Genomic DNA, 25,004 nt, shown 5'->3' on the forward strand with positions numbered 1-25,004 from the left:
ATCGGCGTCGGCCGGCGCGGCGCACCCGCCCCACGCGTGCACCGGTTCACCGCGGTCTCAGCTCGCGACTTCGGGCCCGGTTCTCCGCGACGTTGCGCGTCTTCTTCCTGCGGCCCGACTCGGCGAGCAGGGCGAGTACAGCCGGCGACCTCGACCCCTCGGCGAGGGTGCGCTGCATCCAGTCGGTGACCTCCGCCAACTCGGCCGTCGTCGGCACGTGACCGTCCTGGACGTGCAGGTGGAACAGCCAGTCGCGGATACGGCGGCGGATGAACGCGCGGTGCCCTTCCCCTTCGAGCCCGTCGATCTCCGGCAGGAGTCCGGATGCCCACTCCCGGAACTCGGCAGGTCCGGCCGTCCTCATCGCGATCTCGTCCACGAGGGCGACCACCGCCGACTTGGCGACCATCTCGACGGGGTCTCGAAGAATGGTGGCCACGATCGCCCGGTCCCGGTCCCGGCTCGGCGAGGAAGCGATCACCGACACGATGCGTCGGTAGGCGGACCATCGAACGTGTTCGTCCGCGACCGCGTCGTCGACGTCCACGCCGGGGATGCCGGCCACCGCGAGCAACTCGGCCACGTCGGCATGCAAGGTCATCGCTTCACCCCTCCCGGACAGCCTGTCTAGCGTGCATCGGCATCGGCTGTCACGTCGGAGTCCTGGGCGGCGACGTCCGGGGCGAGCCGGATCGCGCCCGCCTGCCCCCCCCCGGAACGTCCGGGCCGGGCTCGCTCGCCCCCGGAAGCAGCCGACGTCAGACATCCGGCCGCGTCCCGGGAGCGCACCGCCGGGACCCCGGGTAACGTCGGACGCGGCTGAGGAAGGTGTGGCCATGACGCAGGATCGCGGGGAGCAGACGTTTCAGCGGATCGTCCAGGCCGCCGGAATCGTGATCGACCGGGACGGCTACGCCGGTGCCTCGACCCCGGCGATCCTCCGCCTGGCCAACGTCTCCCGCAGCGGCTTCTACCACCATTTCGCGTCGAAGCAGGACCTCGGTGACGAGATCCTGGCCCGCCAGCACACGTACTTCCAGCAGGTCTCCGAGCAGATGGCGGCGGGCCCGGCCCCCGAGCTCTGGCTCCAGGCCCTGGTGGACATCAGCCACCACTACACCGCCGGCCTCCTGGAGGACCCCGTCCTGCGGGCCGCCGTGCGCCTCTCGATCGAGCCGGGCCCGTACCAGACCGCCGAGAGCTACGCGGGTTCGCTGGGTGCCGTCACCGCCGCTCTCGAATCCGCGCGCGAGGCCGAGGAGATCCAGGACCACGTCGAGCCCGTGGAGACCGCGCGGACACTCGTCGGCTGCTACAGCGGCGTACAGATGCTGTCCCTCGCCCTGGCCGAGCGGGACGCCCTGCACCAGCAGGTCAGCGCCATGTGGTCCCTGGTCATGCCCGGCATCGCCCGTCCGGAGGTCTTCGCCCGCCTGCGTCTAGGGCCGCCGCGCTCCATGGGTACGTCCCCGCCGCGCTGAGACGGCGGTGCCGGGAAACCCTAGTCCGCCCAGTGGGGCGGGCGCTCCAGGGTCTGCGGGACCTTCGTGCGGGCGTCGCCCCGCGCGGCGTTCAGCTGGGGCTGGGTGAGAAACAGCGCGCCGCGCAGATCCGCCCCGCACAGATTGGTGTCCCGCATGTCCGCGCCGATCAGGTCGGCGTCGCGCAGATCGGATCCTGACAGGTCGGCCGCGATGAGGAGGGCCCCGCGCAGGCTGGCGCCGCGCAGCTTCGCACCGCGCAGCCGGGAGCCCATGAGATGGGCGCCCCGGTGGTTCTTCTTGCGCCCGGGGACCGCCGCCCGGGCCAGCTCGCTGGCCCGCAGGAGCAGCGGGTTCACCTCGCCGCGCAGCGTGTCCACGTCGACGGCGAGCAGCGTCTCGGCCGTGTCCCGGGTGAGGGCGTCCAGCCGCTCGTACGCCCGGCGCAGATCCCCGTGCACGGGCCCGGCCGCGGGCAGGTCCAGGGCCTGCGCGATGTACTTGAGAAGCTCATGGAGCTGCCGCACGACGGGGAAGGCCTCGTACATCGCACGGGCCGAATCCGGCTCCTCGCGCCAGCTGACGCCCTTGAAGGTGACCTGGGAGACCTTCTGGCCCGCCCCGAAGCAGTCGAACACCGTGCAGCCGTTGTACCCCTGGTCACGCAGCCGCTGGTGGATGCCGCAGCGGAAGTCCTCCTGGAGGTTTGCGCAGGGCGTGCCGGCGGACTTGTCCACCGGGAAGTCCGAGGAGCGCGAGAAGGGCAGCGCCACGCAGCACAGCCCGAAGCAGCTCCCGCAATCGGCCTGCAGGTCGGGCTGGGCGGCGTACGAGGTGCGCTCGGACAAGACGGTGACTCCTGGTGGCGTGCGGGGCCGGCAGCGGTGTGCCGGTGGCTGTACGCCCCCATTTTGTCCCGCGTGCTCCGAACGCGGCGTACCGGGAGGCCGGTCAGCCTTCCGGACGCAGGATCCCGCGCTCGTAGGCCTTCACCAGCCGCTGCGGCACCTGGTGGACGGTTCCGTCGATCGTCACGGGGACGAGCTGAGGCGTCGTCGCCTTCCACTGGGCGCGACGGTGACGGGTGTTGCTGCGGGACATCTTCCGCTTGGGGACTGCCATGAGGGACCACCTTTGTCGTTGACCTCGAAGAACGCTATATGAAAACGATAGTCAACACCAAGTCGCCACCGGCTTGTCCATCTGCCGTCGTCGATCGGGCCGAAGGCCGCCCCGCCGGGGGTCGGGTTGCTGCCTGCCCCCGTCGGCCTACGCCGGTACGCCGCACGGACGGAGGATCATCAGCGAGTCCTCCAGGGTCGCGACCATGGCGAAGGGGAAGCGGTCGACTTCGAGGCAGAGGGCGACGTCGTCCTGGTGGGCTCCTTCGCGGATGCCGTCCGTCAGTTCCGTGGCGGCGCGCGACTCCGCGGCGCGGCGCACGAACGCGGTCGCGTCCGCCCCCGACCCGGTGACTCTCCCCGCGATGTACTGGGCGCACGCCAGGTCCTCCTCGGCGCGCCCGTCCTCGCCGGTGACCACGAACGTGACGTCCTCGCAACCGCGTTGGCGCAGGAGCCCCGCCGTCGCCTCCGCCACCACGAAGCCGGCGCACAGCACCAGCGACGCTTCCTTGACCGCGAGGGCGCCCACCGTCCCCGCCGTGGTCTTCTGTATGACGGTGCGTCCGCCCAGGTAGGCGGAGCGCAGCAGGCCCGGTGAGTTGACGGCGTCGAAGCCGCGCGCCGGCGCACCGTCCTTGAGCGCCACCCAGTCCGGATGGCTCGCCTTGAGCGCGAGGGCGTCGTCGAGTGACTCGGCGAGGACGATCTTCTCCGCCCCTCGCGCGAAGGCCCAGGCGGCCACCGTGTAGGCCCGCATGACGTCGACCACGACCGCCACGGACGGCGTTCCGGTGAGCTCGGGGATGCCGAGGAAGCGAGTGTCCATCCGGTCATGATCGAGTAAGCCCCTCCCGAAGTCCCCGACTTCGTGAGCCACTTCACACCGGCAGGCGCGCACGCCCGCGTTCCCTTGATCGGGCACATTGGTCCAGTCCAAACTGTGCATGAGTGGGCGAGGGGGATGCCATGTCGGATACGGCGTCGGCGACGGTGGACCCGCAGGGCGAGCCGGGCGGGCCGGGCGAGGGAGACGAACGTGGCACGGTCGGCCCACGGATCCAGTCGTTCCGCCGCCGGGCCGGGCTCAGCCAGGAGGCGGCCGCGTCCCGGGCCGGGATCAGCACCAGGGCGCTGCGCGACATCGAGCGCGGCCGCGCCCGGCGGCCCCGGGTGCACACCCTGCGAAGCCTGGCCGCGACGCTGGGGCTGAGCGACGACGAACTGGCGGACCTGCTGGCCGACGCCCGCACCGGGCCACCGCGCGACACCGGTCGGCCGAACCTGCTGATCCTCGGCCCGCTCGTCCTCCGGCGCGGCCGGATCCCCGTCCCGGTCAGCAGCCCGATGCTGCGCCGTCTGCTCGGGCTTCTTGCGCTCAAGCACCCCGAGCCCGCCACCCAGCAGGAGATCACGGACACCCTCTGGCCGTCCGGGCCACCCCGCTCCCACCCGAGCCTGATCCACACGTACGTCACCCAGGCCCGTCGGCTGCTGGCACCGTGCGGGCCACAGGACGCCCCGCTGCCGACCGTCGTCCGGTCGCCCACCGGTTACCGGCTGGAGGCGTCCCGGGACCGGACCGACCTCGGCCGCTTCGACGAACTGCTGGCCCGGGCGGAGCGCCTGCGCCACGCGCCGGACCCGGAGGCCCTCTACGCCGCCCTGGCGGAGGCTCTGCGCTGCTGGCGCGGGCCGGTCCTGGCGGACGCCGACCCCGTGCTGCGCCGGCATCCGGCAGCGGTGGCCGCCGACGAGCGGCGGGTCCGGGCGGCGCTCCTGCACGCCGACACCGCACTACTGCTTCGCCGCTCCGGGGAGGCCGTCCCGGTGCTGGCCGACCTGGTGAACACCGAGCCGCTCCACGAGGGCCTGCACGCCCGGCTGATCCTCGCCCTCGCCGACAGCGGGGAACAGGCCGCCGCGCTCCAGGTGTTCACCCGCCTGCGCGACCGGCTCGTCGAGGAACTGGGCATCGAGCCCGGCACGGAGATGCGCGAGGCCCAGCTGCGGGTGCTGCGCCGCCAACCGCCCGGCCCGCACCCCACCGCCCACCACACACCGGCCCACCGCGAGCCCGCTCGCTCCACGGAGGCCTACCGCACGGAGAGCCACCCCACGGAGATCCGTCGCACACCCGCCGACGCCACAGCGGCCGCCGGTCCGACGCCGCCCCCGGCCCAACTGCCGTCCGGTGCAACCACCTTCGTCGGGCGACGACCGCAGATGCGCGTACTCGACACCCTCGTCGCGTCCGACCCGGCGCGGCGACCGCACATCGCGGTGGTGGTCGGTGCGCCCGGCGTCGGCAAGTCCGCCCTCGCCACGCACTGGGCGCACGCCCGGCGCGACCGCTTCCCGGACGGGCAGCTGTACGTCGACCTGCGCGGCCACTCCCCACGTCCGGCGCTGCGTCCCGGCGACGTACTCGCCCCGTTCCTCCGGGCCCTCGGCGCCCCGCCCCACGCACTCCCCGAGCACCCGGCGAACGAGGACGAGGCCGCCGCGCTCTACCGCACCCTGCTCGCCGACAAGCGCCTGCTGATCGTGCTGGACAACGCGCGCGACGCCGAGCAGGTCAGGCCGCTCCTCCCCGGTGCCCGGGGCTGCACGGTCGTCATCACCAGCCGCAGCCGGCTCGCCGGGCTGGTCTCGTCCGACGGTGCGCGCCGCATCGCCCTGGACGTGCTCGACCCGGACGAGGGCCGCCAACTGCTGGGCAGCATCGCCGGATCGTGCAACGTCGCGGCCGAGGAGGCGGCGGCCCGCAGGATCGTGGAGCTCTGCGGCGGCCTGCCGCTGGCGATCAGGATCGCCGGAGCCGATCTCGTGGCCCGCAACGCGAGCATCGCCGCCCACAGCGCCGAGCTGGCGGGCGCGGGCGACGGCGTCCTCGGCCGGCTGCGCATCGAGGGGGACCGGCGTTCCACCGTACGGTCCGCCTTCGAGCTGTCCTACCGCACGCTTCCCGACGAAGCCCGGCGGATGTTCCGGCTCCTCGGCCAGCTGCCCGGCCCCGACCTCACCGTGGACGCCGCCGCAGAGCTCGCGGGCACAACCCCGGCCGCGTCGGCCGCACTTCTGGCGTGCCTCGCGGACGCCCATCTGGTACGGGAGAGGGCGGGCCGTTTCGGGCTGGACGTCCTGCTGCGCTCGTACGCCCGCGAGCTGATCGGCACGGACGAGGCGCACACCGCCCGAAGGCGGCTCGTGCTCTCCCGGGCTCGCGGTCCCGCCCGGCGCGACAACGTCCAGGACAACTGCTCCGGCAGTTACGCCAGTTCTGCCGGTTCCCGCGCCTAGTCCGGCGAGGGCCGGAAGAACCGCAGGTCAACTCACCTCCCCTCGGCCGGGTTCGGCCTCCCGGCCGCCTCCGCCTTCTCTGGTCCGGCTGCATGAGCCCGAACAGGCCCCAGCCGTACGGTTGGCCGCACCGCAGCCCTTCCCCGTGCCCAGCCACGGGAGTTGCGCATGCGCCGGCACGAGTGAGCGAAGGATGGAACGACGGTGGAAGAACATCCGGCAGAGCACATCACAGCGGTCGCGTCGCCGCCCGCCCGGGACGGCTCCGGCGGGCCGCCGCCGTCGCCGGGCGAGCCCGCCATCTGGTCCCGCAACTTCCGGTACTACTTCGTCGCCCGCAGCGCCGGCCTGCTCAGCTGGGCCATGCTGCCGGTCGCCGTCGCCGCCGGGCTGCTCATCGACGGGTACGGTCTGGACACCGCGGGCTACTCGATGGCCTTCCTGGTCGCCCCGTTCGCGGGCCTGGTGCTGTTCGGCGGGGTGCTCGCCGACCGGTTCACCGCGCGCCGGATGATGATCGTCGCGGATCTGGCCAATCTCACCGCCCACATCCTGCTCGCCCTCCTGTTCCTTCACGGCATCGGTCACCTCGGGCAGCTGTACGCCCTGCTGGTGGTGGCCGGGACGGCGAACGCCCTGTTCCAGCCGGGCGCCTCCTCGACCGTTCCGCTGGTGTCCCGGGACGTGCAGGGCGCCAACGGGGTGCTGCGGACCTCCGAGGCGATCACCGGTCTCGGCGGCCCCGCCCTGGCGGGCGTCCTCGTCGGATTCGGCTCCACCGGCTGGGTGATGGTGATCTCGGCCGTCGCCTACGGGACCAGCGCGGTCTGCCTGTACGTGCTCCGGCTGGGCGCGGTGCCCGCCCCGCCGCCCGGCGAGAGCCTGTGGCGCAATCTGGCCGTCGGCTGGCGGGAGTTCCGGGCGCGCGGCTGGCTCTGGGGCGTCATCGTGATCTGGATGTTCTACGCGGTGCTCTCCTGGGGGCCGCAGCTGTCGGTGGCCGCCGGGGTCATCGTGCCCGAGCACGGCGCGCGGTCCTTCGGCCTGATCAACGCCGCCCTGGGCGCCGGAACCGTCATCGGCGGCCTGCTGGCGATCCGCTACAAGCCCGAACGGCCGCTCGCGGCGGGGGCGGTGGCGATGCTGGCGTACCCCCTCTATCCGCTGGGCATCGTGCTCGGCCTGCCGGTCTGGGTGCTCGCCGCCGCCCAGGTCGTGGTCGGGGCCGGGATCGGCGTCTGGGGTGTCATGTGGGCCACCAGTGTGCAGACCCAGGTCCGGGGCGAGATGCTGAACCGCATCCACGCCTACGAGGTCGCGGGCTCCGTCGGCATGTACCCGATCGGCAGTGCGCTGGCGGGCCCCGCGGTCGGAGCGTTCGGCACCGACCGGGTGCTCCTGACCGGTGTTGTCGTCTCCTTCCTCACCGCCACCGCCCTGCTGGCCGCCCGCCCGATCCGCACCCTGCGCCGGGTGCCGGACCGCCGCTGAGCGTCACGCCCGGTCCCGCCGGGGACGCGGCGGCGGACCGTACGCCTCGACCAGCGCGTTGCGCACGGCGTGCCGTCCCGCGTGGCGGAACGCCAGGGAGTGGGAGTCCACCTCGTGCACCTTGATGGACCGCAGGACCACCGCGACGGCCACGGTGGTTCCGGGGGTCCAGCTGGGAAGGTCCTCGGTTCGGTGGTCATGCACCCCACGCTAACGGCGCGCCGACAGCCTCCCCACGGAAGTTCCGCGGGGAGGCTGTCCGTTGTTTTCGCGGGGAGGCCGTCCGTTCGTGCGTCAGGCGTCCCGGCGCAGCTCCAGCGTGCAGCACTTGACGCTGCCGCCTGCCTTGAGCAGCTCCGAGAGGTCCACCCCGATCGGGTTGAACCCGCGCTCACGCAACTGCGCGGCCAGCTCCGTGGCGTTCTGCGGCAGGACCACGTTGTACCCGTCCGACGTCGCGTTCAGCCCGAACACCTCGGCGTCGGCGGGGGTGGCGAGGAGGGCGTCCGGGAACAGCCGCTCCAGTACGGACCGGCTGCCGGGGGAGAAGGCCGCCGGGTAGTAGGCGACCGTCTTCTCGTCGAGCACGGTCAGGGCGGTGTCCAGGTGGTAGTAGTCGGGATCGACCAGGGTCAGCCCGATCACCGGGCGTCCGAAGTACTCCTGTGCCTCGTCGTGCGAGCGGGGGTCGCTGCGGAAGCCGGTGCCCGCCAGCAGCCAGTCGCCCGCCAGGAGATAGTCGCCCTCTCCCTCGTTGACGAAGGCGGCCGTACGCAGCTCCGGAAAGCCGTTGTCGCGCAGCCAGTTGTGGTAGGCGGGGCCTTCGGCGATGCGCTCGGCGTCGCGGAACCGGGCCACGAGGGCCCGTCCGTCGACGACCGTGGCGCCGTTGGCCGCGAAGACCATGTCGGGGAGGGAGGGGACGGGGTCGATCGTGTCGACGGTGTGCCCGAGGCTCAGGTAGACCTCGCGCAGCCGCTCCCACTGGGCGATGGCCAGCGGAGTGTCGACGGGCTTCGCCGGGTCCATCCACGGGTTGATGCAGTAGACCACGTCGAAGTAGGTGGGCCGGCACATGAGGTAGTGCCGGGCACGTGCGATACGCATATGGGGTGGGTCCCGATCGTCAGGGGCGGCCGGTGAGATATCCGCCCATCGAGGTGAAGTACTCGGTCGCGGGCAGCTCGCGGCCGTCTTCGGTCCGTACGCGGGTGATCGCCAGGCCGTGGTTGCGGCCGGTGCGGGCGTCGGCTCCGGCGACGATCACGACACCGTCGCCCTCGCGGTAGAAGACGCGGCCCGGGGTGCCGCCGTAGCGGCCCTCGGACACGACGGCCGAGACGACCTCGATCCGCCGCCCCCGGTGGTACGTGAAGGCGGCCGGGTACGGGGCCGACTGGGCGCGGACCAGGCGCTCCAGGTCCTCGGCCGGCCAGTTCCAGTCGATGCGGATGTCCTCCTCGGCGCGCTTGTGGAAGAAGCTCGCCTTCGACCGGTCCTGCGGGGTGAACTCCTTCTGCCCGGAGGCGATCAGCCCGAGGGCCTCGACGGTGACCGGCGCGATCAGATCGACCGTGCGGTGGAAAAGGTCGGTCGCGGTGTCCGCCGGTCCCACGGGCACCGCCCGCTGGACGACGATGTCACCGGCGTCCAGCTCCTCGTCCATCATGTGGGCCGTGACGCCGACCTCCGGCTCGCCGTTGACGAGCGCCCAGATCAGCGGCGAGAAGCCCGCGTAGGCGGGCAGCAGCGAGTCATGGATGTTGAGCGTGCCGTGGACCGGCAGCGTGAAGATCTCCGGCGGCATCCACGTCCGCCAGTTGTTGGCCACGATGATGTCCGGGGCCACTTCCCGCAGCTGGTCCACGAGTTCGTCGTCCGGCCGGTTGCGGATGATCACGGGGACGCCGTGCTTCTCCGCGAGGTCGGCGACCGAGTCGCTCCAGATCTTCTCGTAGGCGTGCTCGCTCCGGGGATGGGTCACGACGGTCACCACGTCGTGCTCGGAGTCCAGCAGGGCTTGCAGGGTGCGATGGCCCCAGGTCTGGTATCCGAACATGACGACCCGCATGAAGGTGCCTCCTTGGAAAGCGATGACCGGCGCTTCAGTAAAGCAAGGCTTACCTAAGATCACAACGGCCCATGATTCACAGGGAGGTTGACAGCCGACGACGGCCGGAAACACACCCTCACGTCGACAGGAAGGGGCGAGCGGGTTAACTTGACCCGGCCCGCTCTCCGGCCGCGCGCCGTGGGTCCGAACGCGACGGGGAGGGACCTCCCATGCTCTGTACGAGGCTGACGAACGCGCGCTTCCGCACGATGGACCCCTGCCACCCCGTCGCCCACGACCTGGGGATCTGGCGCGGACGGATCGTCGGCCTGGACGACGCCGTGACCTCCCTGCCCGCCCGCGAGACCGTCGACCTGGGCGGGGCGACCGTGCTGCCCGGCTTCATCGACAGCCATGTCCACCTCGCCTGGGCCGGGTTGAAGGCCGGAACGCCGAGCGTCGCCCCGTGCGAACGGATCGAGGACATCCTCGCCGTGGTGGACGCGGCGGCCCGGCGGCCCGCCCCTCCCGGCGCCTGGGTGGATGTGGCCGGATATGACCAGCGGTCCCTGGGTCGGCATCTGACCTCCGCCGAACTGGACCGGGTCAGCCACGGCCGCAAGGTCTTCCTGATGCACGACTCCGGGCACGCCTGCGTCGTCAACACCGCGGTGCTGGACCTGCTGCCGGCCGGGACCCCGCACGAGGACGGCTTCCTCGCCGAGAGCGCCATGACCACCGCCCGCCGGCTCCGGCTCCCGTACTCCCAGGAGGAGCTGGCCGACGCGATCGAGCTCGCCGCCCGCGCCTGCCTGGACGAGGGGATCACCGGCTGCGCGGAGGCGGGCATCGGCGGCGGACTCCTCGGCCACAGCCCCGTCGAACTGGGCGCCTACCAACTGCTCCGGGACCGCGGCCGGCTGCCCCTGCGGGTCCAGCTCATGGCCTCCGGCGACACCCTGCGCCCCCGCGCGGCACACACCGACGACGGGTTCACCCAGGCCCTGGACCTCGGCCTGCGCACCGGATTCGGCGACGACTGGCTGTCGCTCGGCGCGCTCAAGATCTACACCGACGGCGGGATGATGGCCCGTACGGCGGCGCTCACCTCCCCGTACGAGGGGACGAGCGACAACGTCGGCCGCTTCCAGGACGACCCGGAACGCCTCACCGCCCTCATCGTCGACGGCCACCTCGCCGGCTGGCAGCTCGCCGTCCACGCCATCGGCGACCGCGCCGCCGACCTCGCCCTGGACGCCCTGGAGCGGGCGCAGAAGCTGCGGCCCCGCCCGGACGCGCGCCACCGCATCGAGCACGCCGGGCTGATCCGCCCCGACCAGCTGCCCCGGTTCGCGGCGCTGGGTGTGAGCGCGGTGGTCCAGCCCAACTTCCTGCGCCACTTCGGCGACGACTACGCGACCGTGATGGGCCAGGAGCGGGCGGGCTGGATGTACCGGGGGAGGGGCTTCCTGGACCACGGCGTCGCGCTCGTCGGCAGCTCGGACCGCCCCGTCACGGACGGCGCACCCCTGCGCGCGATCCAGTTCATGGTCGAACGCGCCTCCACCTCGGGCCGTCTCGTCGGCCCGGACGAGGCCGTCACCGTCGACGAGGCGCTGCGTGCCTACACGGTCGCCGGCGCCCACGCCTGCCGGTGGGAGGGCGCGGCGGGCGCCCTCGCGCCGGGGATGCGTGCCGACCTGGTGGTGCTGGGCGACGACCCGCACCGCGTGGACCCCTCCCGGATCGGGGACATCGAGATCGTCCGGACCTTCGTGGACGGCCGGGACGCCCGCGCCGAGGCGTGACGCTACGCTCGACGCCATGGGTACGGGGACGAGGGGAAGCGGGACGGACGCCGCGTGGGTGACCGTCGTGTCGTACGAGAACCTGCCGGGCTGCCCGCGCCCCCCGGCGGCCCTCCGCGCTTGACTGCGTGACCGCGGCATCGACTGGATGCCCTTCGTCGGGGAGCTGATCCACTGCGATCTCGCCTGCGGCATCGGCGCGGACGGGCACTGGCGCGGCTGGTACACCGTCCGGGTCGACGCCGACGCGCTGCGCACCCTGGGCCTGCACCCCGATCAGTCCACCTCGGTGATCACCGCGCCCTCCCCGCCGCGCTGGTGGCACGCCGCCGCCGAGCGTAACGCCGAACGGCGACCCGGGGGCTGACGGACACTCCGCCCGCGGTGCGCGCCAAATCCCCTCGTGCCGAAGCCCGTTGAGCTCCGTCGGCCGGTAGACGCGTGTCACCCCGCGAGGGGGCGGCAGAACAATGCATCGCCCTTTTCGTGTTATTTAGGACGAATCGGGTCATTGGCCCGTAGGTTGGGGAGAAACGCCACCCGGGTGGCGTCCTGTGCCCCCCGACCCACCACCGACAGGGGGCCGGGCGGCAGGTCATGAACGAGGAAAGGCAGGGCAGGTGAACGTGCTGGGGATCATCGCCTCCGGTGTGGCCGCGCTGTTCATCACGGTCGCACTCGCCAAGAGTGCCCGCCGCGTTGCGCTCCGCCCGCACGTCCCGAACGAACCGGGCGGGCGTGCGCCACGGGCCGGTGTACTGCGCAGGACGGGCGGCGCGACGGCCGTGCTCGGTGTGGGCACGGCGACCGGAGTGGCCCTGTGGCTCGGGGCGGCGGACGACGCTGCGGGCTCCGTCGGAGGGCTGCTCGCCGGGGCCGGGATCGTGGCGGCCCTCGGTCTCGTCCACGACCTGAAGCCGCTGTGGACCGCCCTGCGCCTCGGCGCCCAGACCGCCGCCGCGATCCTCGTCGTCTGCCTGGCCGGGCTCCCACCGGCGGCGGGTGTCCTGGCCGCGCTCTGGATCGTCCTCGTCACCAACGCCTTCGCCCTGCTCGACCACGCCGACGGACTGCTCACCGCCGTCGGACTGGTCACCGCCGCCGGACTGCTCGCGTGCGCCCTCGTCGGCGGGGACCCCGCTCTCGCGCTGCTGCCGACGACCCTGGTGGCGGGCCTCGCCGGCTTCCTGCTCCACACCTGGCACCCCGCACGCCTCCGGCTCGGCGCGACCGGTGCGCAGTTCACCGGATTCGCCCTGGCCGCCTCCGGCGCGCTGATCCTGGCGGCCGCCCCGTCGGGCCGCGCCGCCTGGGCCGCGCTGCCGGCCCTGGCCACGGTGGCCCTCGCCGACAGCGTCCTGGTCCTGATCTCCCGCCGTCGCGCGGCACGTTCCCCGCTGCGCGACACGGACGACCACATCGCGCACCGCCTGCGCCGGGTCCGTGTCACCGTGCCGGGCGCCGCGGTCCTGACCGCTCTGTGGGCGGCGGTGCCCGTGGCGACCGGGACCCTGGTGTACGCGGAGCTGCTGCACCCCGCGTTCCTCCTCCTGCCCCTGGCGGGGACGGCGGCCGCCGTGTTCGCGCTGCTCAGGATCCCGGCGTACGGCTCGCCCCGCACGGCCCCGCCCCGTACGGGCTCCTCCCGTACGGCCTCGTCCGGCGCGGCCCCGTCCCGTACGGCCGCCGCCCGACGTGTCCAGGCGTCCGGCGGCGGCGCCGCGATCCCCGCAGCGACCTCCGCACCGGGCGCCAAGGCCTCGGCTCCGGGCCAGGGCGCCCCCGCCGCCAGGACCGCCGCGGGGCACCCCACCGTCCCGCCTCCGCCCACCGGTCGCCCCCCGGCCGAAGCCGCCACGGCCGCGGCCGAACGGGGCTGACACTGCCCGGCCCCGATCACCCCCGCAGCCGCCCGACCGTCGCGCGGGCCGCGGTGCGCGCGTACGGGGAGACCATCAGATACGGCGCCCACGGCCAGGTGTGCCGCAGGCAGTACACCCACCACTGGCGCGGCGGCAGCTCCCGCACGGAGGTCACCCGGCGCAGCGCCTCCCGGACGCCGATCCCCGGCTCCCGGCTCCCGGGAGCCGCCGGTCCGTCCACGCACTCGCCGGCATGGCCCGGTGCGACGAACGCGGCCACTCCGGCCCGTCGCGCGCGCCGGCCGTGGTCGTAGTCGCCCATCCGGTGGCGGAAGACCTTGTCGGGGTCGCCGACGAGGTCGTACACGGCACGGGGCACCAGGACCACCCGTCCGTCGTACGTGTCGCAGCGCTCGGGCCGGTGCGCGCCGGGTTCGACGAGCGTCAGGGACCAGCCCCGCCGTCCGGAGTACACCGTGTCCCCGTACGCGTTGCGCACCGCGCCGACGACGACCGCGTCGGACCCGGCCGCTTCCGAGGTGCGCAACAGCGTCGCGAGGGCGTCCCGGAAGAGCTCCACGCCGTCGTCGAGCCACAGCTGATGCGTCCACGCGTGGCTCGGGCCGCCCGGGGTGCCGTCGAGCGGGCCGCCGCCCCCGCCGCCGCTGCGGCTGTTCCGGCTCGCGATGCGCAGCGCCTGGTTGCGGGAGACGTCCGCGCCCACCGCCATGACCTCCACCGCCGGATGACGCAGCCGCACCGCCTCCGGCGTACCGTCGGTGCTGCCGGTGTCCACGAGATGCACACCCAGCGTCGTCCGGGCGGGGAGGCCCCGCTGCTCCTCCAGGGCGCGCAGCGCGGACAGCGTCCGCGCGCGGCGGTCGTGACTTGTCATCAGCACGGCCAGGTGGACGGGGTGCACAGCGGGCTCCTCAGCTCCTGAGTCTCATCATTCATGCATAAAAGCTGATATTCCGCATAGGCTGGGTGGGTGAGCGCCGAACCGATCGCGAACCCGCTCGGGCCCGTGCGGGGCCCCACGCCCCCGCGCCGGTCCGGCCGCCTCGTGCCGGTGCTCGCCTTCCTCCTGGCCGTCCTGTGCGTGAGCACCGTCGCGCTGACCGCGACCGTCCGCTCCACGGTCGCCTCACCCGGCTTCTACCAGGCGGTGCTGGACGAGGAGTCGGCCTACGACCGCCTCTACGGCGAGGTGCTCGTCGACCCGGAGATCTCGCCCGTCACCCGCGATCTGCTCGCCCATCTGCCCGTGCCCGAGGCGCTGGTGACGTCGAACATCAAGGTCGTGCTGCCGCCCGCCACCGTCCGGGCCCTCACCGACCAGCAGATCGAGGCGGTGACCGGCTATCTGCGTGGCGACCGCGACGAGCTCCGGCTGACCGTCGACCTGGCCCCGGTGCTGGAGAACCTCGCCGACCTCGCACGCGTCTACTTCGGCGACCTGGTGGCCAACGTCCAGGGCCGGGACCGGCCGGACTTCGAACGGTTCACCGCCGACCTGGCCGCGGGGCTCGACGACCTCAAGGAGGGCCGGGCCCCCGAGCTGCCCAGGCTGCCGCTCACCGAGGACCAGGCCGACCGCGCCGCCGACGCCCTCCTCACGGCCGTACCGGAGCAGCAGCGGACGGCGCTGCGCCCCGAGATCGAGGTGGCGCTGGGCGAGGGGGACGTGTCGACCGCGCTCGCCGCCACCGCCGCCGCCGCGCTCTCCGACGGCTCCCGCAGCGCGGCCGCGGACCTCCGTACCACCCTCCAGGACGGTACGTGGGACCTCACCGGCACCCTCACCGCCGCCGGGGCGGACCTCACCGCCCTGGAAGAGGCCCGCGACACCATCAGGCTCCTGACCCTGCTCCAGGTCCTCGCCCTCACCCTCGCGCTCGCCGCCCTCGTGACCCTCTGGTTCACCGGCCCCGTCACCCCGGCCCGCAGGCTGATGCGGCTCGGTCAGGCGCTCGCCTGCGCGGGTGTCCTGACCGGCGCGGCCGTGCTCCTCGCCCGGCTGATCACCGGCGGGCGCCTGTTCACCACACCGTCCTCGTGGGCCCCGAGCGTCAGCTCACTCGTCGACGACCTCCAGCGCAACGCCGTGAACCAGGCGGTGACCACCGGTCTCGGCGCCGCGCTCGCGGCCCTCGTCGGCGGCGTACTCCTCACGGGCGCGGGCTGGGCGCTGCTGGTGCGCCCCGACCGGATGCCGACGCCGAGCCCGACGGCCCTGCGGACGACGGCGGCGGGCGTGGCCTGTGCCGCACTGGCCGGTGTCCTGGTCGTGCCACCCGTGTTCGGCCCGTCCGCACCTCGCCAGTGCCTGGGCAGCAGCCGCCTGTGCGACCTGCGGTACGACGAAGCCGCCTACCTCACCTCGCACAACGCCATGTCCACCACCGCCGACCGGTTCATCGGCCCGTTGCAGGACCCCGACATCACCACGCAGCTCAACACGGGGGTCCGGGCCCTCCAGCTCGACACGTACCGCTGGGAGAGCCCCCAGGACATCGCCGCCCGGCTCGACTCCCCCGAATTCACCCCCGAGCAGCGACGCCTGATCACCGGCGCCATCGACAAGGCCAACCCGCCGCGCGAGGGCCTGTGGCTCTGCCACGGCGTCTGCCGCGCCGGGGCCATCGAACTGGTCCCGGCCCTGGAGGACATCGGCGACTGGCTGCGCGCCCACCCCACCGAGATCGTGACGCTCATCGTCCAGGACGACATCAGCCCCGAGGACACGGAGAAGGCGTTCCACGCGGCCGGCCTGGACGACCTCCTGCACACCCCCGACGCGGACCCGGAAGCCCCGTGGCCCACTCTGGGGGAGATGATCGACAGCGGCCGCAGGCTGGTGGTGTTCGCCGAGAAGGCCGACGGCCCGGCCCCCTGGTACCGCAACTTCTACCGGTACGGCATGGAGACCCCGTTCGCCTTCCGGAGCCCCTCCGAGATGACCTGCGCCCCCTACCGGGGCGGCACGGGCAAGCAGCTGTTCCTCCTCAACCACTTCATCACGAACGCCGGCGGCAGCCGCCTGGACGCCGGTCGTGTCAACGCCCGCGACTGGGTCCTGGAGCGGACCCGGGCCTGTGAGGCGGAGCGCGGCAGCCCGGTCACCTTCATCGCCGTCGACTACACGACGATCGGCGACGCCCTCGGAGCGGTGAAGGAACTGAACTCCCGCCGCACGCAGGACGACTGACGGCACGGCGCCCGTATGACAGCACTCCCGGCAGCCGACGCGGCCGCGCCCGAAACCCCGGGAGATCCGGGAGGGGAGCGTGAGAGGCTACGTTCCCAGGGGCTCCCCACCGTGCGGACGGAGCCGGACGACCGCCGAGAGATCAGGAACCCAGCGCCCATGACTCCTCCGAGCGACCCGGCACCGCACGGTGCACCGGCCCCCGGCGACGGATCCCCACAGCCGGGCCGGGGCCGTCTGCTGGCCGTGAGCGACCTGCACGCGGCGGTGAGCGACAACCGGCCGATCGTCGAGTCCCTGCAGCCGACGTCCGACGCGGACTGGCTGATCGTCGCGGGCGATGTGGCGGAGCGGCCCGAGGACATCCGGTGGGCGCTCGGGCTCCTCGCGGAACGCTTCGCCCACGTGATCTGGACCCCTGGCAACCACGAGCTGTGGACCGTGCCCAAGGACCCGGTCCAACTGCGCGGCCAGGCCCGCTACGACCACCTGGTCGAGCTGTGCAGGGAGCTCGGAGTGACGACTCCGGAGGACCCCTTCCCGCTCTGGCCGGGCCCCGACGGGCCGGTGGCGATCGCGCCGCTCTTCCTCCTGTACGACTACACCTTCCGCGCCCCGGGAACGCACACGAAGGAGGAGTCGCTCGCCGTCGCGCACAAGAGCGGAATCGTCTGCAACGACGAGTACCTCCTGCACCCCGACCCCTATCCGACCCGGGAGGACTGGTGCCGCGCCCGGGTCGCCGAGACGGACCGCCGGCTCGCGGAGCACGACCCGCAGATACCCCTCGTCCTCGCCGGACACTGGCCGCTCGTCCGCGAACCCACGTCGGTGATGTGGTACCCGGAGTTCGCCCAGTGGTGCGGCACCGAACTGACCGCCGACTGGCACCGCCGCTTCAACGTCACAGCCGTCGTCTACGGCCACCTCCACATCCCCCGTACGACCTGGTACGACGGCGTGCGCTTCGAGGAGGTCTCCATCGGCTACCCCAGGGAGTGGCGCGAGCGGGGCCACCCGCGCGGCCTGCTGCGGCAGATCCTCCCGTACGAGGGTGAGCCCGCCCCACCGGAACGGACCGGGGCCGGACCGTCCGCACAGCCGCGCACCCCCGGAGGCACCTCGTGATCGAGCTGCTGCTGCCCGCCGACGTCTCCTCGGCCGCCACCCGTGCGGAAACCGTCCCGGACGGAACCCTCTTCCCGGAGGAGGAGGCGCTGATCGCCAGGAGCGTGGACAAACGCAGGAACGATTTCGCGACGGCCCGCGCCTGCGCCCGGCGCGCGATGGCCGGGCTCGGCCTGCCACCCGTGGCCGTGCTCCACGGTCACCGGGGGAAGCCCCTGTGGCCCGAGGGAATCGTCGGCACCCTCACCCACTGCGCCGGATACCGGGCGGCCGCGCTGGCCCGTGCGACGGACGTGCTGTCGCTGGGCATCGACGCCGAGCCGCACGCCCCGCTTCCCACCGGCGTACGGGAGTTGGTGACGCTGCCCGCCGAGCGCGAGCGGATCGGTCCGCCCGCGCCGGTGGGCACGGGCGGAATCCACTGGGACCGCATCCTGTTCAGTGCCAAGGAGAGCGTCTTCAAGACCTGGTATCCGGTCACGGGTGTCGAACTCGACTTTGTCCAGGCGGATCTGACGTTTCATCGCACCGACAGTCCGGAGAGTGGCGCCGGGTCCCAGGGGCCTGCCGCGGCCGAGGGTACCTTCGCGGCCCGTCTGCTGCTCACCGATCCGGCCCTGCCGACGACGCTGCATGGGCGGTGGCGGGTCGAGGACGACATCGTGGCCACGGCGGTGCTGGTCCGGCCCGACTGGCGTGAAGGCAGCGAGTCTTGACGGCCCGTCGGCCGTGAGGGGCGGTGGATGTGGGGTCGGCCGACCCGCCGGTGAGCGCCCGGGGGGTGCTGGTCAGCCGGCCGGGGGAGCGGTGAGCGGGCGTCCGAGCCCCACGTTCCACCGGCCGGAGCGCCCGCTGAGTTCGGTCAGCGTCAGCGGGGCGACGTCCAGCCGCCAGAACGCCTCCGCCGGCAGGCGCAGTCCGTGGACGACCGCCGCCCGGACTACGGCGGCCTCGGTCACCGCCAGGAAGTTCGCGCCGGGTGCGTCCGGTCCGCCGAGGGAGTCCAGCCACGCCCCGGTCCTGGTCACCAGGTCGCACAGCGACTCGCCGCCGTGCGGAGCCGCCGACGGGTCGCCCAGCCAGGCCGCCACCCCCGCGGGTTCGGCGGCGGCCACCTCGTCGAGGCGGCGGCCGGCCCAGTCCGCCAGGTCCCAGCCGCCCAGGGCCGGTTCGGTCCGGGCCGCCAGGCCGAGGGCCTCGGCGGTCTCGCGGCACCGGCCGGAAGGGCCACTGAGAGCGAGCCCGGTCGACGGCACCGTACCGGCGGCGGCCCGCGCACTCTCCCGGCCGGACCGGTCCAGGGGGGAGTCGCCGTCGAAGCGCGCCTCCCGCAGCGCCGCGTTCATCGCCGGTGAGATCAACATCACCCGTACTGTCATGTCCCTGCTTTCAATCCCGCACCAGTGGCCCCACAGCCCTGTCGCCCCAAGGAATTCGGCCCCCGTGACGCTGCACATTTGACCATGGCGGCGCCTGCGTACAGGCGGTATGGTCTCGTCGACCATGACGAGGGTGGGACGGAAGTCCGGTGAGAATCCGGCACGGTCGCGCCACTGTGAACCCGCCTTCGGGCGGGAAGTCAGACCCGGCACCTTCGTCTGAGGCACCACAACAGGGACGCGTGTTCCCACAGGAGGTTCTGCCATGGCACAGTCCGCCGTTTCCGCCACGGGGACATCCGAGATCACTCCGATCTCGGCGAAGGCCCTCGCCCCCTGGGCGGTCTTCTTCGGCATTCTCATGCTCGTCCTGCTGTACTTCGTCGGCGCCGAACAGGGCGCCACCGCACTCATCTCGGGCGAAGGCGTCCACGAGTGGGTTCACGACGGCCGCCACCTGCTCGGCTTCCCCTGCCACTGAGACATCTGAGGAACCAGGCCCCGCCGGAGAGAACATCCGCCGGGGAATCAGCGGACGCGCCCGGCAGCGGCAAGCAAGAGAAATCAGGAAACCCTCGTGAACCCCATATCTGTCAGAGCCTTGCTCGTGCGCGGCATGCTCGCGGGCCTGATCGCGGGCGCGCTCGCGCTCGTCGTGGCCTATTTCCTCGGCGAGTCCCAGGTGGACGCGGCCATCGCCCTCGAAGAGGCCCACAGCCATGACCACGGCGGCGGCGAGGAGTTGGTCAGCCGCACCATGCAGGCCACCGGCGGGCTCGCCACCGGCGTCCTGGTCTTCGGCGTCGCGGTGGGCGGAATCGCCGCTCTCGTGTTCTGTTACGCCCTGGGCCGCATCGGCGACTTCGGCCCCCGGGCCACGGCGGCGCTGATCGCCGGCGCCGCCCTGCTCACGGTCTACGTCGTCCCGTTCCTCAAGTACCCGGCGAACCCGCCCGCCGTCGGCAACCCGGACACCATCGGCAAGCGCACCACCCTGTTCTTCCTGATGGTCGCCCTCAGTGTGCTGCTGGCCGTCGCCGCCGTCATCATCGGCAGGCGGCTCGCACCCCGCCTGGGCAACTGGAACGCGAGCATCGCGGTCGTCGCGGGCTTCGTCCTGCTGATCGGTCTCGCCTACGCCTTCCTGCCCTCCTTCGACGAGGTGGGCAAGGACTTCCCGGCGACGCTGCTGTGGGAGTTCCGGCTCTCGACGCTGGCGGTCCAGGCGACGCTGTGGAGCACCTTCGGCATCGTCTTCGGCTATCTCACCGAGCGGCTTCTGACGCCCGCCGCCCGTGCGGCGGCGCCGCGTACCGCGAGTGCGGTGGGCTGAGCCCGCGCGCGCCCACGCGCGCACGTTGTGACTGACGTCCATGACAGAACCCGCCGGGGAGCATCCGGCGGGTTCTGTCGTGTACGGGCGGTTACAGAGGCGGTAGCGATGTTTATTAGCATCGCTACGATCGAGAGGTAGCGTCGTTAACGTGTTGGTGTTAGCGTTGATCCCATCGGGTTTCACGGAACCGCCGCGACCCCAGTCGCCAGGAGCATCGCCATGACCGAACAGTCCGCAACCGCATCGACATCCGTCCCTCGCCGGGTGGTCGTGGTCACCGGAGGGTCCCGGGGCATCGGCCGTGAGAGCGCGGAACGGCTCGCCGCCGACGGCTTCGCGGTCGTCGTGAACTACGCGGGCAACCGGACCGAAGCCGAAGCCGCCGTCGCCGCGATCACCGCCGCGGGCGGCGAGGCCATCGCCCGGCAGGCGGACGTGGCCGACGAGGTGGCGGTGGCCGCTCTCTTCGATGCGGCCGAGGAAGCGTTCGGCGGGATCGACGTGGTGGTGCACGCGGCGGGGGTCATGGCACTCGCCCCGCTGGCCGACCTCGAACTCGACACGCTCGACCGGATGCACCGCACCAACATCCGGGGCACGTTCGTCGTCGACCAGCAGGCGGCGCGGCGGCTGCGCGCGGGCGGGGCCATCATCAACTTCTCCAGTTCGGTACTGTCGCTGGCCCTGCCCGGCTACACCGCGTACGCCGCGACCAAGGGCGCCGTCGAGGCCATGACGCTGATCCTCGCCCGGGAGCTGCGCGGTCGGGACATCACGGTCAACGCCGTGGCTCCGGGGCCGACCGCCACCGCACTCTTCCTGGACGGCAAGGACGAGGAGACCGTCGCACGGATGGCCGCCCAACCGCCGCTGGAGCGGCTGGGGACCCCGCAGGACATAGCCGAGGTGGTCTCCTTCCTGGCCGGCCCGGCCCGCTGGGTCAACGGGCAGGTGCTGCGGGCCAACGGCGGCATCGTCTGAGGGCCGCCGTGCCGCTTGATAGCGTCCCTCCGGTGAGCACGAGTACCCGGACACGCATCCTGGAAGTGGCCGCCACCCTGGTCAGGGAATCGCCCGACGGCGACATCTCCACGCGCGCCGTGTGCGAGGCCGCGAAGGTGGGCGCACCGGCCCTCTACCGCCACTTCGGCGACAAGGAAGGACTGCTGACGGCCGTCGTCGACCACGGCTTCGAGAAGTACCTGGCGACGAAGAGGGAGCGCGGCGAGACGACGGACGCCGTCGAGGATCTGCGGCGAGGGTGGGACAGTCACGTCGCCTTCGCCCTCGACAACCGCAACCTCTACCGGCTGATGAACTCACCGGCGATGCGCACGCCGCCCGCCGCGGCGCTGGAGTCCCACCGGATCCTGACGGGGGACCTCGAACGGGCCGCCGTCCAGGGGCGGATACGCGTCGCGCCCGAGCTGGCCGCCCAGATGATCATGTCGGCCAATGTGGGCGTGGCGCTGATGCTGGTGTCCCGCCCGGCGACGTTCGACGACATCGAGGTGTCCCACCGGGTACGGGAGGCGCTGTACGCGACGGTGCTCACGCCGGAACCACCGCGGGAGCCGTCGCCGAGCGTACCGGCGGGCGCCGAAGTCCCCACGGCGGCGGCCCGGTTGAGCGCCCTCCTGCGGAAGGAGCACGGGGCGGGTCTGAGCACCGCCGAGGCGGCGCTGATGAAGGAGTGGCTCGACCGGGTGGCGAACGCCTGATCCGGAGCGCCGGGATGCGGGCTCGTCCAGGTGTCCAGGAGCCCTTGCGTCAGGGCGACCTGGCCTCACGGGGCGGGGGAGGGGGCGTCGTGGTCGCGTAGGCCGTCCTCGACGCGGCGGGCCGTGTTCCCGAGGATCTGTTCGAGGTCCTTCCGCGCCTCGCGTTCCGTGCTGCCGTGCGGTGCGTACGCGGACACCGTGAGCACCAGGTCGCCGTTCCACAGGAGGAGGGTGCGGCCGGGGCGGCCCCGGTCGTCGGCCGGTAGCGCGTAGGCGGTGTCGTGCACCTTCTCGGGCCCGCGCCCGTGAGCGCGGTCGAGATCCTGCTTGACGCGGTACGCGTGACGGGCGGGTTCGGGGTCCTCGTACACCGAGGCCGTGGCGCTGAGTTTCCAGAACGCGCCGTCCGGGCCCTTGAGATCCGCGAGGCAGCCGGTCCGCCGGTAGAGCGGCCGCGCGCCGTTCTCGCCGATGTCCTCCCGGGCTTCGGGGGAGGCGGAGTCGGTGGTTCTGCCGAGGCTGAAGCCTGCCGCGGGCGGTGCGTCCGTGAGGAGGTCGCACGGTCTGCCGGTCCAGCTGTGGACTCCCGGCGGACGAGCGGGCAGCTCCGCCGCGTCCCCCTTCGTCCCGCTGTCGTCGCCGCCGGAGCAGCCTGCCGAGACCACCACCGCCAGCCCGATGAGCGCGGCCGACCGCGCCCGGCGTAACGCGGCGCCCCTGGATCCCTTCATCCCCCACCCCTTCGTCCTGGAGATCCCATTGTCCGATGCCCGTACCGGCCGGTAAAGGAGACCGGGCCCGCACCGAAGGGTGCGGGCCCGCCAGGTGGCGTGGTGCGGCGGCTCAGGAGCGGTCGCCTCCGGGGCCGAAGTCACCAGTGAGGACCTCTGCCATCCGCAGGTGCGGCGCTGCGTCGGCGCTGCGCCCCTGGCGCTCCAGAGTCCGGCCCATCATGAGATGCGCGTAGGTCTCCACCGGGTCCAGTTCCAGGATCCGGCGCAGCTCCTCCTCCGCCTTTCCCAGCCGGGCGGAGTGGTAGTAGGAGCGGGCCAGCAGCAGGCGAGGCGCGACCTGCTCCGGCACCTCTTCGACGAGTCCGCCCAGGATCCGCGCGGCCGTCAGGTACTCCTTCGCCTCGAAGAACATCTGCGCCCGGTCCCACCGGTCGGCGGCGGTGCCGAACTCGTAGTAGGTCTCGGTCTCGCTCACGTGTCCTCCTTCGTGTGGTGCGGCCCTCTCCGGACCGCCCCGCCGTACGTTCAGCCATGACAACACCCCACACTGGTTGAACATTCCACTAAAATTCTGGCGTGGGACCCGGTGCTCCACGCCGCTACGGGAATAGGTTGAGCGCCATGAGCAATCTCGATCGCCAGGCCACGCCCTCCGTCTGCGGCGGGCGGGGTTTCGTCGTCGCCGAGCCCGTCCGTGAACTGCTGGCTCCCCGCCGCGTCCAGCTGGGCGAGTCCACCGAGGTCCGCCGTCTGCTGCCCAACCTCGGCCGGCGGATGGTGGGCGCATGGGCCTTCGTGGACCACTACGGCCCCGACGACATCGCCGACGAGCCGGGCATGCAGGTCCCGCCGCATCCGCACATGGGCCTCCAGACCGTCAGCTGGCTCCACGACGGGGAGGTGCTCCACCGGGACAGCCTGGGCAGTCTGCAGACGGTACGTCCCCGCGAACTGGGCCTGATGACCTCGGGCCGCGCCATCAGCCATTCCGAGGAGAGCCCGAAGGAACACGCCCGGCTTCTGCACGGAGCGCAGCTCTGGGTGGCCCTTCCGGACGCGCACCGCCACGTCGAGCCGCACTTCCAGCACCATGTGGACCTGCCCGTCGTCACGGCCCCCGGCCTGTGCGCCACCGTCATCCTCGGCGAACTGGACGGAGCGGCCTCGCCCGGTACGGCGTACACCCCGATCGTCGGCGCCGACCTGTCCCTGACCGCAGGTGCCGAAACCCGCCTGCCCTTGGACCCCGACTTCGAGTACGCGGTCCTGTCCATGGCGGGCGAGGCCGAGGTCGACGGCGTACCCGTGCTGCCCGGCTCGATGCTCTACCTCGGCTGCGGCCGCACCGAACTGCCGCTGCGCGCCGTCTCCGACGCCGGTCTGATGCTCCTGGGCGGCGAGCCGTTCGAGGAGGAGCTCGTGATGTTCTGGAACTTCATCGGCCGCTCCCACGAGGAGATCGTCCAGGCCCGCGAGGACTGGATGAGAGGATCGCGGTTCGGTGAGGTGAAGGGCTACGACGGCGCGCCGTTGCCGGCCCCGGAACTGCCCGCGACCTCGCTGAAGCCGCGTGGACGAGTGCGCTGAGCGGCGGAAACCTGAAGACGGTTGAGGTATGCCGAGTCTCATGTTCGAGTTTGTGTGTCAGGGTTCAATCGGATCGACGCTGACCGTTCGCTGACGATCTCGAGCAGACGTCGGGCTGGACCAAGGCTCCGGGCCACAAGCCATTCGGGAGCGATGCGAGGCTGGATCTCAAGCTCGGCGTGCGGGCCTCCACCCGGCCCTGGGGAAGGTCGAGGCGGCCCCGGCGACACGAGGTCCGTAGAGGGTCGCGGCTTTGTCGAGGGCGGTTTCGAGTCGGCGGAGCTTGTCGTCGCGCTGATCGAGGGTGAGCTGGTGGACGGCGTCCTCGGCGGGCCGGAGGCGCTCGGCGCGCAGGGTGAGGGTGCGGACGCGGGCGCGCTGGAGGCCGAGGACTGTGAGCAGTTGGCGGGCGGTTTCGGCCAACGCGGGTGTGTGCGCGGTGGGTTCGGCAAGGGTCCGGGTGCGGGTGGTCTGGGAGCGGTCGGCGTAGGTGACGGTGAGCACGAGCGCCTGGGCGATCTCCCCGCTCGTACGCAGCCGTCCGCCGAGTTCCTGGACCAGGCCGAGAACTGCACGGTGGTGCTGGTCGGGGTCGAGCTCGTCGCGGTCGAAACGGCGGCTCGCGCTCATCGTCCTGGGCGCGGCACCGGGGACGACGGGGCGCTCGTCGATACCGAGGGCGCGGTCGTGGGCCAGGCGGGCGGCGGTGGTGCCGAGGATGCGCTGGAGGGTGGGGAGCTGGGTGTCGGCGATGTCGCCGACCGAGGTGATGCCGTAGCGGGCGAGCGT

The 25,004-nt window shown here is 72.6% G+C and carries 26 protein-coding genes and 1 riboswitch; of the genes, 14 read left to right on the forward strand and 12 right to left on the reverse strand.

The genetic code is table 11. The features are described 5' to 3' along the window. Positions 1-46: 46 nt before the first annotated feature. Positions 47-601 carry a hypothetical protein gene (locus IE134_RS27505; protein ID WP_030716995.1) on the reverse strand — a complete coding sequence of 185 codons (555 nt, stop codon included), beginning with the start codon at positions 599-601 and terminating at the stop codon, positions 47-49. A gap of 235 nt (positions 602-836) precedes the next feature. On the opposite strand from IE134_RS27505, the gene IE134_RS27510 reads away from it, so the two are divergent. Next, a complete protein-coding gene (locus IE134_RS27510; protein WP_030716997.1) occupies positions 837-1,481 on the forward strand; it encodes a ScbR family autoregulator-binding transcription factor in 645 nt (214 codons plus the stop codon). A 20-nt stretch (positions 1,482-1,501) separates the two neighbouring features. On the opposite strand, the gene IE134_RS27515 is transcribed toward IE134_RS27510, so the two are convergent. The 3 genes from IE134_RS27515 to IE134_RS27525 all read right to left on the reverse strand — a co-directional run bounded on the left by IE134_RS27515 (position 1,502) and on the right by IE134_RS27525 (position 3,431). Next, on the reverse strand, positions 1,502-2,329 hold the full coding sequence (locus IE134_RS27515; RefSeq protein ID WP_098020491.1) for a pentapeptide repeat-containing protein: 828 nt from the start codon (positions 2,327-2,329) through the stop codon (positions 1,502-1,504). Between the two features lie 103 nt (positions 2,330-2,432). Then, positions 2,433-2,603: a 50S ribosomal protein L32 gene (rpmF, locus tag IE134_RS27520; RefSeq protein WP_030717001.1), complete on the reverse strand. Its 171-nt coding sequence runs from the start codon at positions 2,601-2,603 to the stop codon at positions 2,433-2,435. Positions 2,604-2,750: 147 nt separating this feature from the next. Next, positions 2,751-3,431, reverse strand: coding sequence for a 2-phosphosulfolactate phosphatase (locus IE134_RS27525; protein ID WP_098020490.1), 681 nt, complete (start codon positions 3,429-3,431; stop codon positions 2,751-2,753). Positions 3,432-3,571: 140 nt separating this feature from the next. Between IE134_RS27525 and IE134_RS27530 the strand changes: the two genes are divergently transcribed. Further along, positions 3,572-5,905 carry a BTAD domain-containing putative transcriptional regulator gene (locus tag IE134_RS27530; protein ID WP_098020489.1) on the forward strand — a complete coding sequence of 778 codons (2,334 nt, stop codon included), beginning with the start codon at positions 3,572-3,574 and terminating at the stop codon, positions 5,903-5,905. A gap of 204 nt (positions 5,906-6,109) precedes the next feature. Next, a complete protein-coding gene (locus tag IE134_RS27535) occupies positions 6,110-7,396 on the forward strand; it encodes an MFS transporter (protein WP_189432036.1) in 1,287 nt (428 codons plus the stop codon). A 3-nt stretch (positions 7,397-7,399) separates the two neighbouring features. On the opposite strand, the gene IE134_RS27540 is transcribed toward IE134_RS27535, so the two are convergent. From IE134_RS27540 to IE134_RS27550, 3 genes are all read right to left on the reverse strand, one after another. Further along, positions 7,400-7,600, reverse strand: a complete 201-nt coding sequence (locus tag IE134_RS27540; protein ID WP_098020487.1) for a hypothetical protein — start codon at positions 7,598-7,600, stop codon at positions 7,400-7,402. 90 nt (positions 7,601-7,690) lie between these two features. Beyond that, the gene (gene ddaH / locus IE134_RS27545; protein ID WP_373301890.1) at positions 7,691-8,542 is read right to left on the reverse strand and encodes a dimethylargininase; all 852 of its coding nucleotides are present in this window, start codon (positions 8,540-8,542) and stop codon (positions 7,691-7,693) included. Continuing rightward, positions 8,523-9,467: a methionyl-tRNA formyltransferase gene (locus IE134_RS27550; RefSeq protein WP_098020486.1), complete on the reverse strand. Its 945-nt coding sequence runs from the start codon at positions 9,465-9,467 to the stop codon at positions 8,523-8,525. Before IE134_RS27550 ends, ddaH begins: the two co-directional genes overlap by 20 nt. Positions 9,468-9,679: 212 nt before the next feature. Between IE134_RS27550 and IE134_RS27555 the strand changes: the two genes are divergently transcribed. The 3 genes from IE134_RS27555 (at position 9,680) to IE134_RS27565 (ending at position 13,137) form a co-directional block, all read left to right on the forward strand. Further along, entirely contained in the window at positions 9,680-11,257 is a 1,578-nt protein-coding gene (locus tag IE134_RS27555) for an amidohydrolase (protein ID WP_189432040.1), read from the forward strand. Between the two features lie 148 nt (positions 11,258-11,405). Further along, a complete protein-coding gene (locus tag IE134_RS27560) occupies positions 11,406-11,624 on the forward strand; it encodes a hypothetical protein (RefSeq protein WP_030717019.1) in 219 nt (72 codons plus the stop codon). 253 nt (positions 11,625-11,877) lie between these two features. Beyond that, positions 11,878-13,137 (forward strand): MraY family glycosyltransferase, encoded by a 1,260-nt coding sequence (locus IE134_RS27565; protein ID WP_189432041.1) that lies wholly within the window; start codon positions 11,878-11,880, stop codon positions 13,135-13,137. A 16-nt stretch (positions 13,138-13,153) separates the two neighbouring features. Here IE134_RS27565 and IE134_RS27570 read toward each other — a convergent pair whose 3' ends face one another. Then, positions 13,154-14,041 (reverse strand): glycosyltransferase family 2 protein, encoded by an 888-nt coding sequence (locus IE134_RS27570; protein WP_098017382.1) that lies wholly within the window; start codon positions 14,039-14,041, stop codon positions 13,154-13,156. A 69-nt stretch (positions 14,042-14,110) separates the two neighbouring features. Between IE134_RS27570 and IE134_RS27575 the strand changes: the two genes are divergently transcribed. From IE134_RS27575 to IE134_RS27585, 3 genes are all read left to right on the forward strand, one after another. Beyond that, complete coding sequence (locus IE134_RS27575) at positions 14,111-16,330, forward strand: phosphoinositide-specific phospholipase C-related protein (protein ID WP_098895624.1); 2,220 nt, start codon at positions 14,111-14,113, stop codon at positions 16,328-16,330. A gap of 159 nt (positions 16,331-16,489) precedes the next feature. Then, positions 16,490-17,458, forward strand: coding sequence for a metallophosphoesterase family protein (locus tag IE134_RS27580; protein WP_097946992.1), 969 nt, complete (start codon positions 16,490-16,492; stop codon positions 17,456-17,458). Continuing rightward, entirely contained in the window at positions 17,455-18,174 is a 720-nt protein-coding gene (locus tag IE134_RS27585; RefSeq protein WP_189432043.1) for a 4'-phosphopantetheinyl transferase family protein, read from the forward strand. Before IE134_RS27580 ends, IE134_RS27585 begins: the two co-directional genes overlap by 4 nt. Before the next feature lie 72 nt (positions 18,175-18,246). Here the strand turns inward: IE134_RS27585 and IE134_RS27590 are convergent, their stop codons facing one another. Further along, entirely contained in the window at positions 18,247-18,837 is a 591-nt protein-coding gene (locus tag IE134_RS27590; protein WP_030717037.1) for a histidine phosphatase family protein, read from the reverse strand. 126 nt (positions 18,838-18,963) lie between these two features. Then, positions 18,964-19,057: riboswitch (adenosylcobalamin (AdoCbl) riboswitch) on the forward strand. Positions 19,058-19,102: 45 nt separating this feature from the next. Between IE134_RS27590 and IE134_RS27595 the strand changes: the two genes are divergently transcribed. From IE134_RS27595 to IE134_RS27610, 4 genes are all read left to right on the forward strand, one after another. Then, complete coding sequence (locus IE134_RS27595) at positions 19,103-19,318, forward strand: CbtB domain-containing protein (protein WP_030717040.1); 216 nt, start codon at positions 19,103-19,105, stop codon at positions 19,316-19,318. A 96-nt stretch (positions 19,319-19,414) separates the two neighbouring features. Next, complete coding sequence (locus IE134_RS27600; protein ID WP_126931885.1) at positions 19,415-20,170, forward strand: CbtA family protein; 756 nt, start codon at positions 19,415-19,417, stop codon at positions 20,168-20,170. A gap of 222 nt (positions 20,171-20,392) precedes the next feature. Next, positions 20,393-21,154: an SDR family oxidoreductase gene (locus IE134_RS27605; RefSeq protein ID WP_189432045.1), complete on the forward strand. Its 762-nt coding sequence runs from the start codon at positions 20,393-20,395 to the stop codon at positions 21,152-21,154. A 32-nt stretch (positions 21,155-21,186) separates the two neighbouring features. Next, positions 21,187-21,894 carry a TetR/AcrR family transcriptional regulator gene (locus IE134_RS27610; protein WP_030717050.1) on the forward strand — a complete coding sequence of 236 codons (708 nt, stop codon included), beginning with the start codon at positions 21,187-21,189 and terminating at the stop codon, positions 21,892-21,894. Positions 21,895-21,959: 65 nt separating this feature from the next. Here IE134_RS27610 and IE134_RS27615 read toward each other — a convergent pair whose 3' ends face one another. Together IE134_RS27615 and IE134_RS27620 are read right to left on the reverse strand one after the other, a co-directional pair. Beyond that, positions 21,960-22,625 carry a hypothetical protein gene (locus IE134_RS27615; protein WP_189432047.1) on the reverse strand — a complete coding sequence of 222 codons (666 nt, stop codon included), beginning with the start codon at positions 22,623-22,625 and terminating at the stop codon, positions 21,960-21,962. A 112-nt stretch (positions 22,626-22,737) separates the two neighbouring features. Then, the gene (locus IE134_RS27620; RefSeq protein ID WP_030717057.1) at positions 22,738-23,103 is read right to left on the reverse strand and encodes a tetratricopeptide repeat protein; all 366 of its coding nucleotides are present in this window, start codon (positions 23,101-23,103) and stop codon (positions 22,738-22,740) included. A 146-nt stretch (positions 23,104-23,249) separates the two neighbouring features. Here IE134_RS27620 and IE134_RS27625 point away from each other — a divergent pair, with 146 nt between their 5' ends. Next, positions 23,250-24,215, forward strand: coding sequence for a pirin family protein (locus IE134_RS27625; RefSeq protein WP_126931881.1), 966 nt, complete (start codon positions 23,250-23,252; stop codon positions 24,213-24,215). A 168-nt stretch (positions 24,216-24,383) separates the two neighbouring features. On the opposite strand, the gene IE134_RS27630 is transcribed toward IE134_RS27625, so the two are convergent. Next, positions 24,384-25,004 (reverse strand): DinB/UmuC family translesion DNA polymerase (locus IE134_RS27630; protein ID WP_444545694.1); only part of this gene is annotated, 621 nt, incomplete at its 5' end.

The organism is Streptomyces rubiginosohelvolus (assembly GCF_014649875.1).
Classification (GTDB): domain Bacteria; phylum Actinomycetota; class Actinomycetes; order Streptomycetales; family Streptomycetaceae; genus Streptomyces; species Streptomyces rubiginosohelvolus.

What these genes read in the sequence shown, in the direction of transcription:
- IE134_RS27505 (WP_030716995.1), bottom strand. Translation starts at nt 601, where the DNA reads ATGACCTTGCATGCCGACGTGGCCGAGTTGCTCGCGGTGGCCGGCATC.
- IE134_RS27510 (WP_030716997.1), top strand. Translation starts at nt 837, where the DNA reads ATGACGCAGGATCGCGGGGAGCAGACGTTTCAGCGGATCGTCCAGGCC.
- rpmF (WP_030717001.1), bottom strand. Translation starts at nt 2,603, where the DNA reads ATGGCAGTCCCCAAGCGGAAGATGTCCCGCAGCAACACCCGTCACCGT.
- IE134_RS27525 (WP_098020490.1), bottom strand. Translation starts at nt 3,431, where the DNA reads ATGGACACTCGCTTCCTCGGCATCCCCGAGCTCACCGGAACGCCGTCC.
- IE134_RS27530 (WP_098020489.1), top strand. Translation starts at nt 3,572, where the DNA reads ATGTCGGATACGGCGTCGGCGACGGTGGACCCGCAGGGCGAGCCGGGC.
- IE134_RS27550 (WP_098020486.1), bottom strand. Translation starts at nt 9,467, where the DNA reads ATGCGGGTCGTCATGTTCGGATACCAGACCTGGGGCCATCGCACCCTG.
- IE134_RS27555 (WP_189432040.1), top strand. Translation starts at nt 9,680, where the DNA reads ATGCTCTGTACGAGGCTGACGAACGCGCGCTTCCGCACGATGGACCCC.
- IE134_RS27560 (WP_030717019.1), top strand. Translation starts at nt 11,406, where the DNA reads ATGCCCTTCGTCGGGGAGCTGATCCACTGCGATCTCGCCTGCGGCATC.
- IE134_RS27580 (WP_097946992.1), top strand. Translation starts at nt 16,490, where the DNA reads ATGACTCCTCCGAGCGACCCGGCACCGCACGGTGCACCGGCCCCCGGC.
- IE134_RS27590 (WP_030717037.1), bottom strand. Translation starts at nt 18,837, where the DNA reads ATGACAGTACGGGTGATGTTGATCTCACCGGCGATGAACGCGGCGCTG.
- IE134_RS27595 (WP_030717040.1), top strand. Translation starts at nt 19,103, where the DNA reads ATGGCACAGTCCGCCGTTTCCGCCACGGGGACATCCGAGATCACTCCG.
- IE134_RS27605 (WP_189432045.1), top strand. Translation starts at nt 20,393, where the DNA reads ATGACCGAACAGTCCGCAACCGCATCGACATCCGTCCCTCGCCGGGTG.
- IE134_RS27615 (WP_189432047.1), bottom strand. Translation starts at nt 22,625, where the DNA reads ATGAAGGGATCCAGGGGCGCCGCGTTACGCCGGGCGCGGTCGGCCGCG.
- IE134_RS27625 (WP_126931881.1), top strand. Translation starts at nt 23,250, where the DNA reads ATGAGCAATCTCGATCGCCAGGCCACGCCCTCCGTCTGCGGCGGGCGG.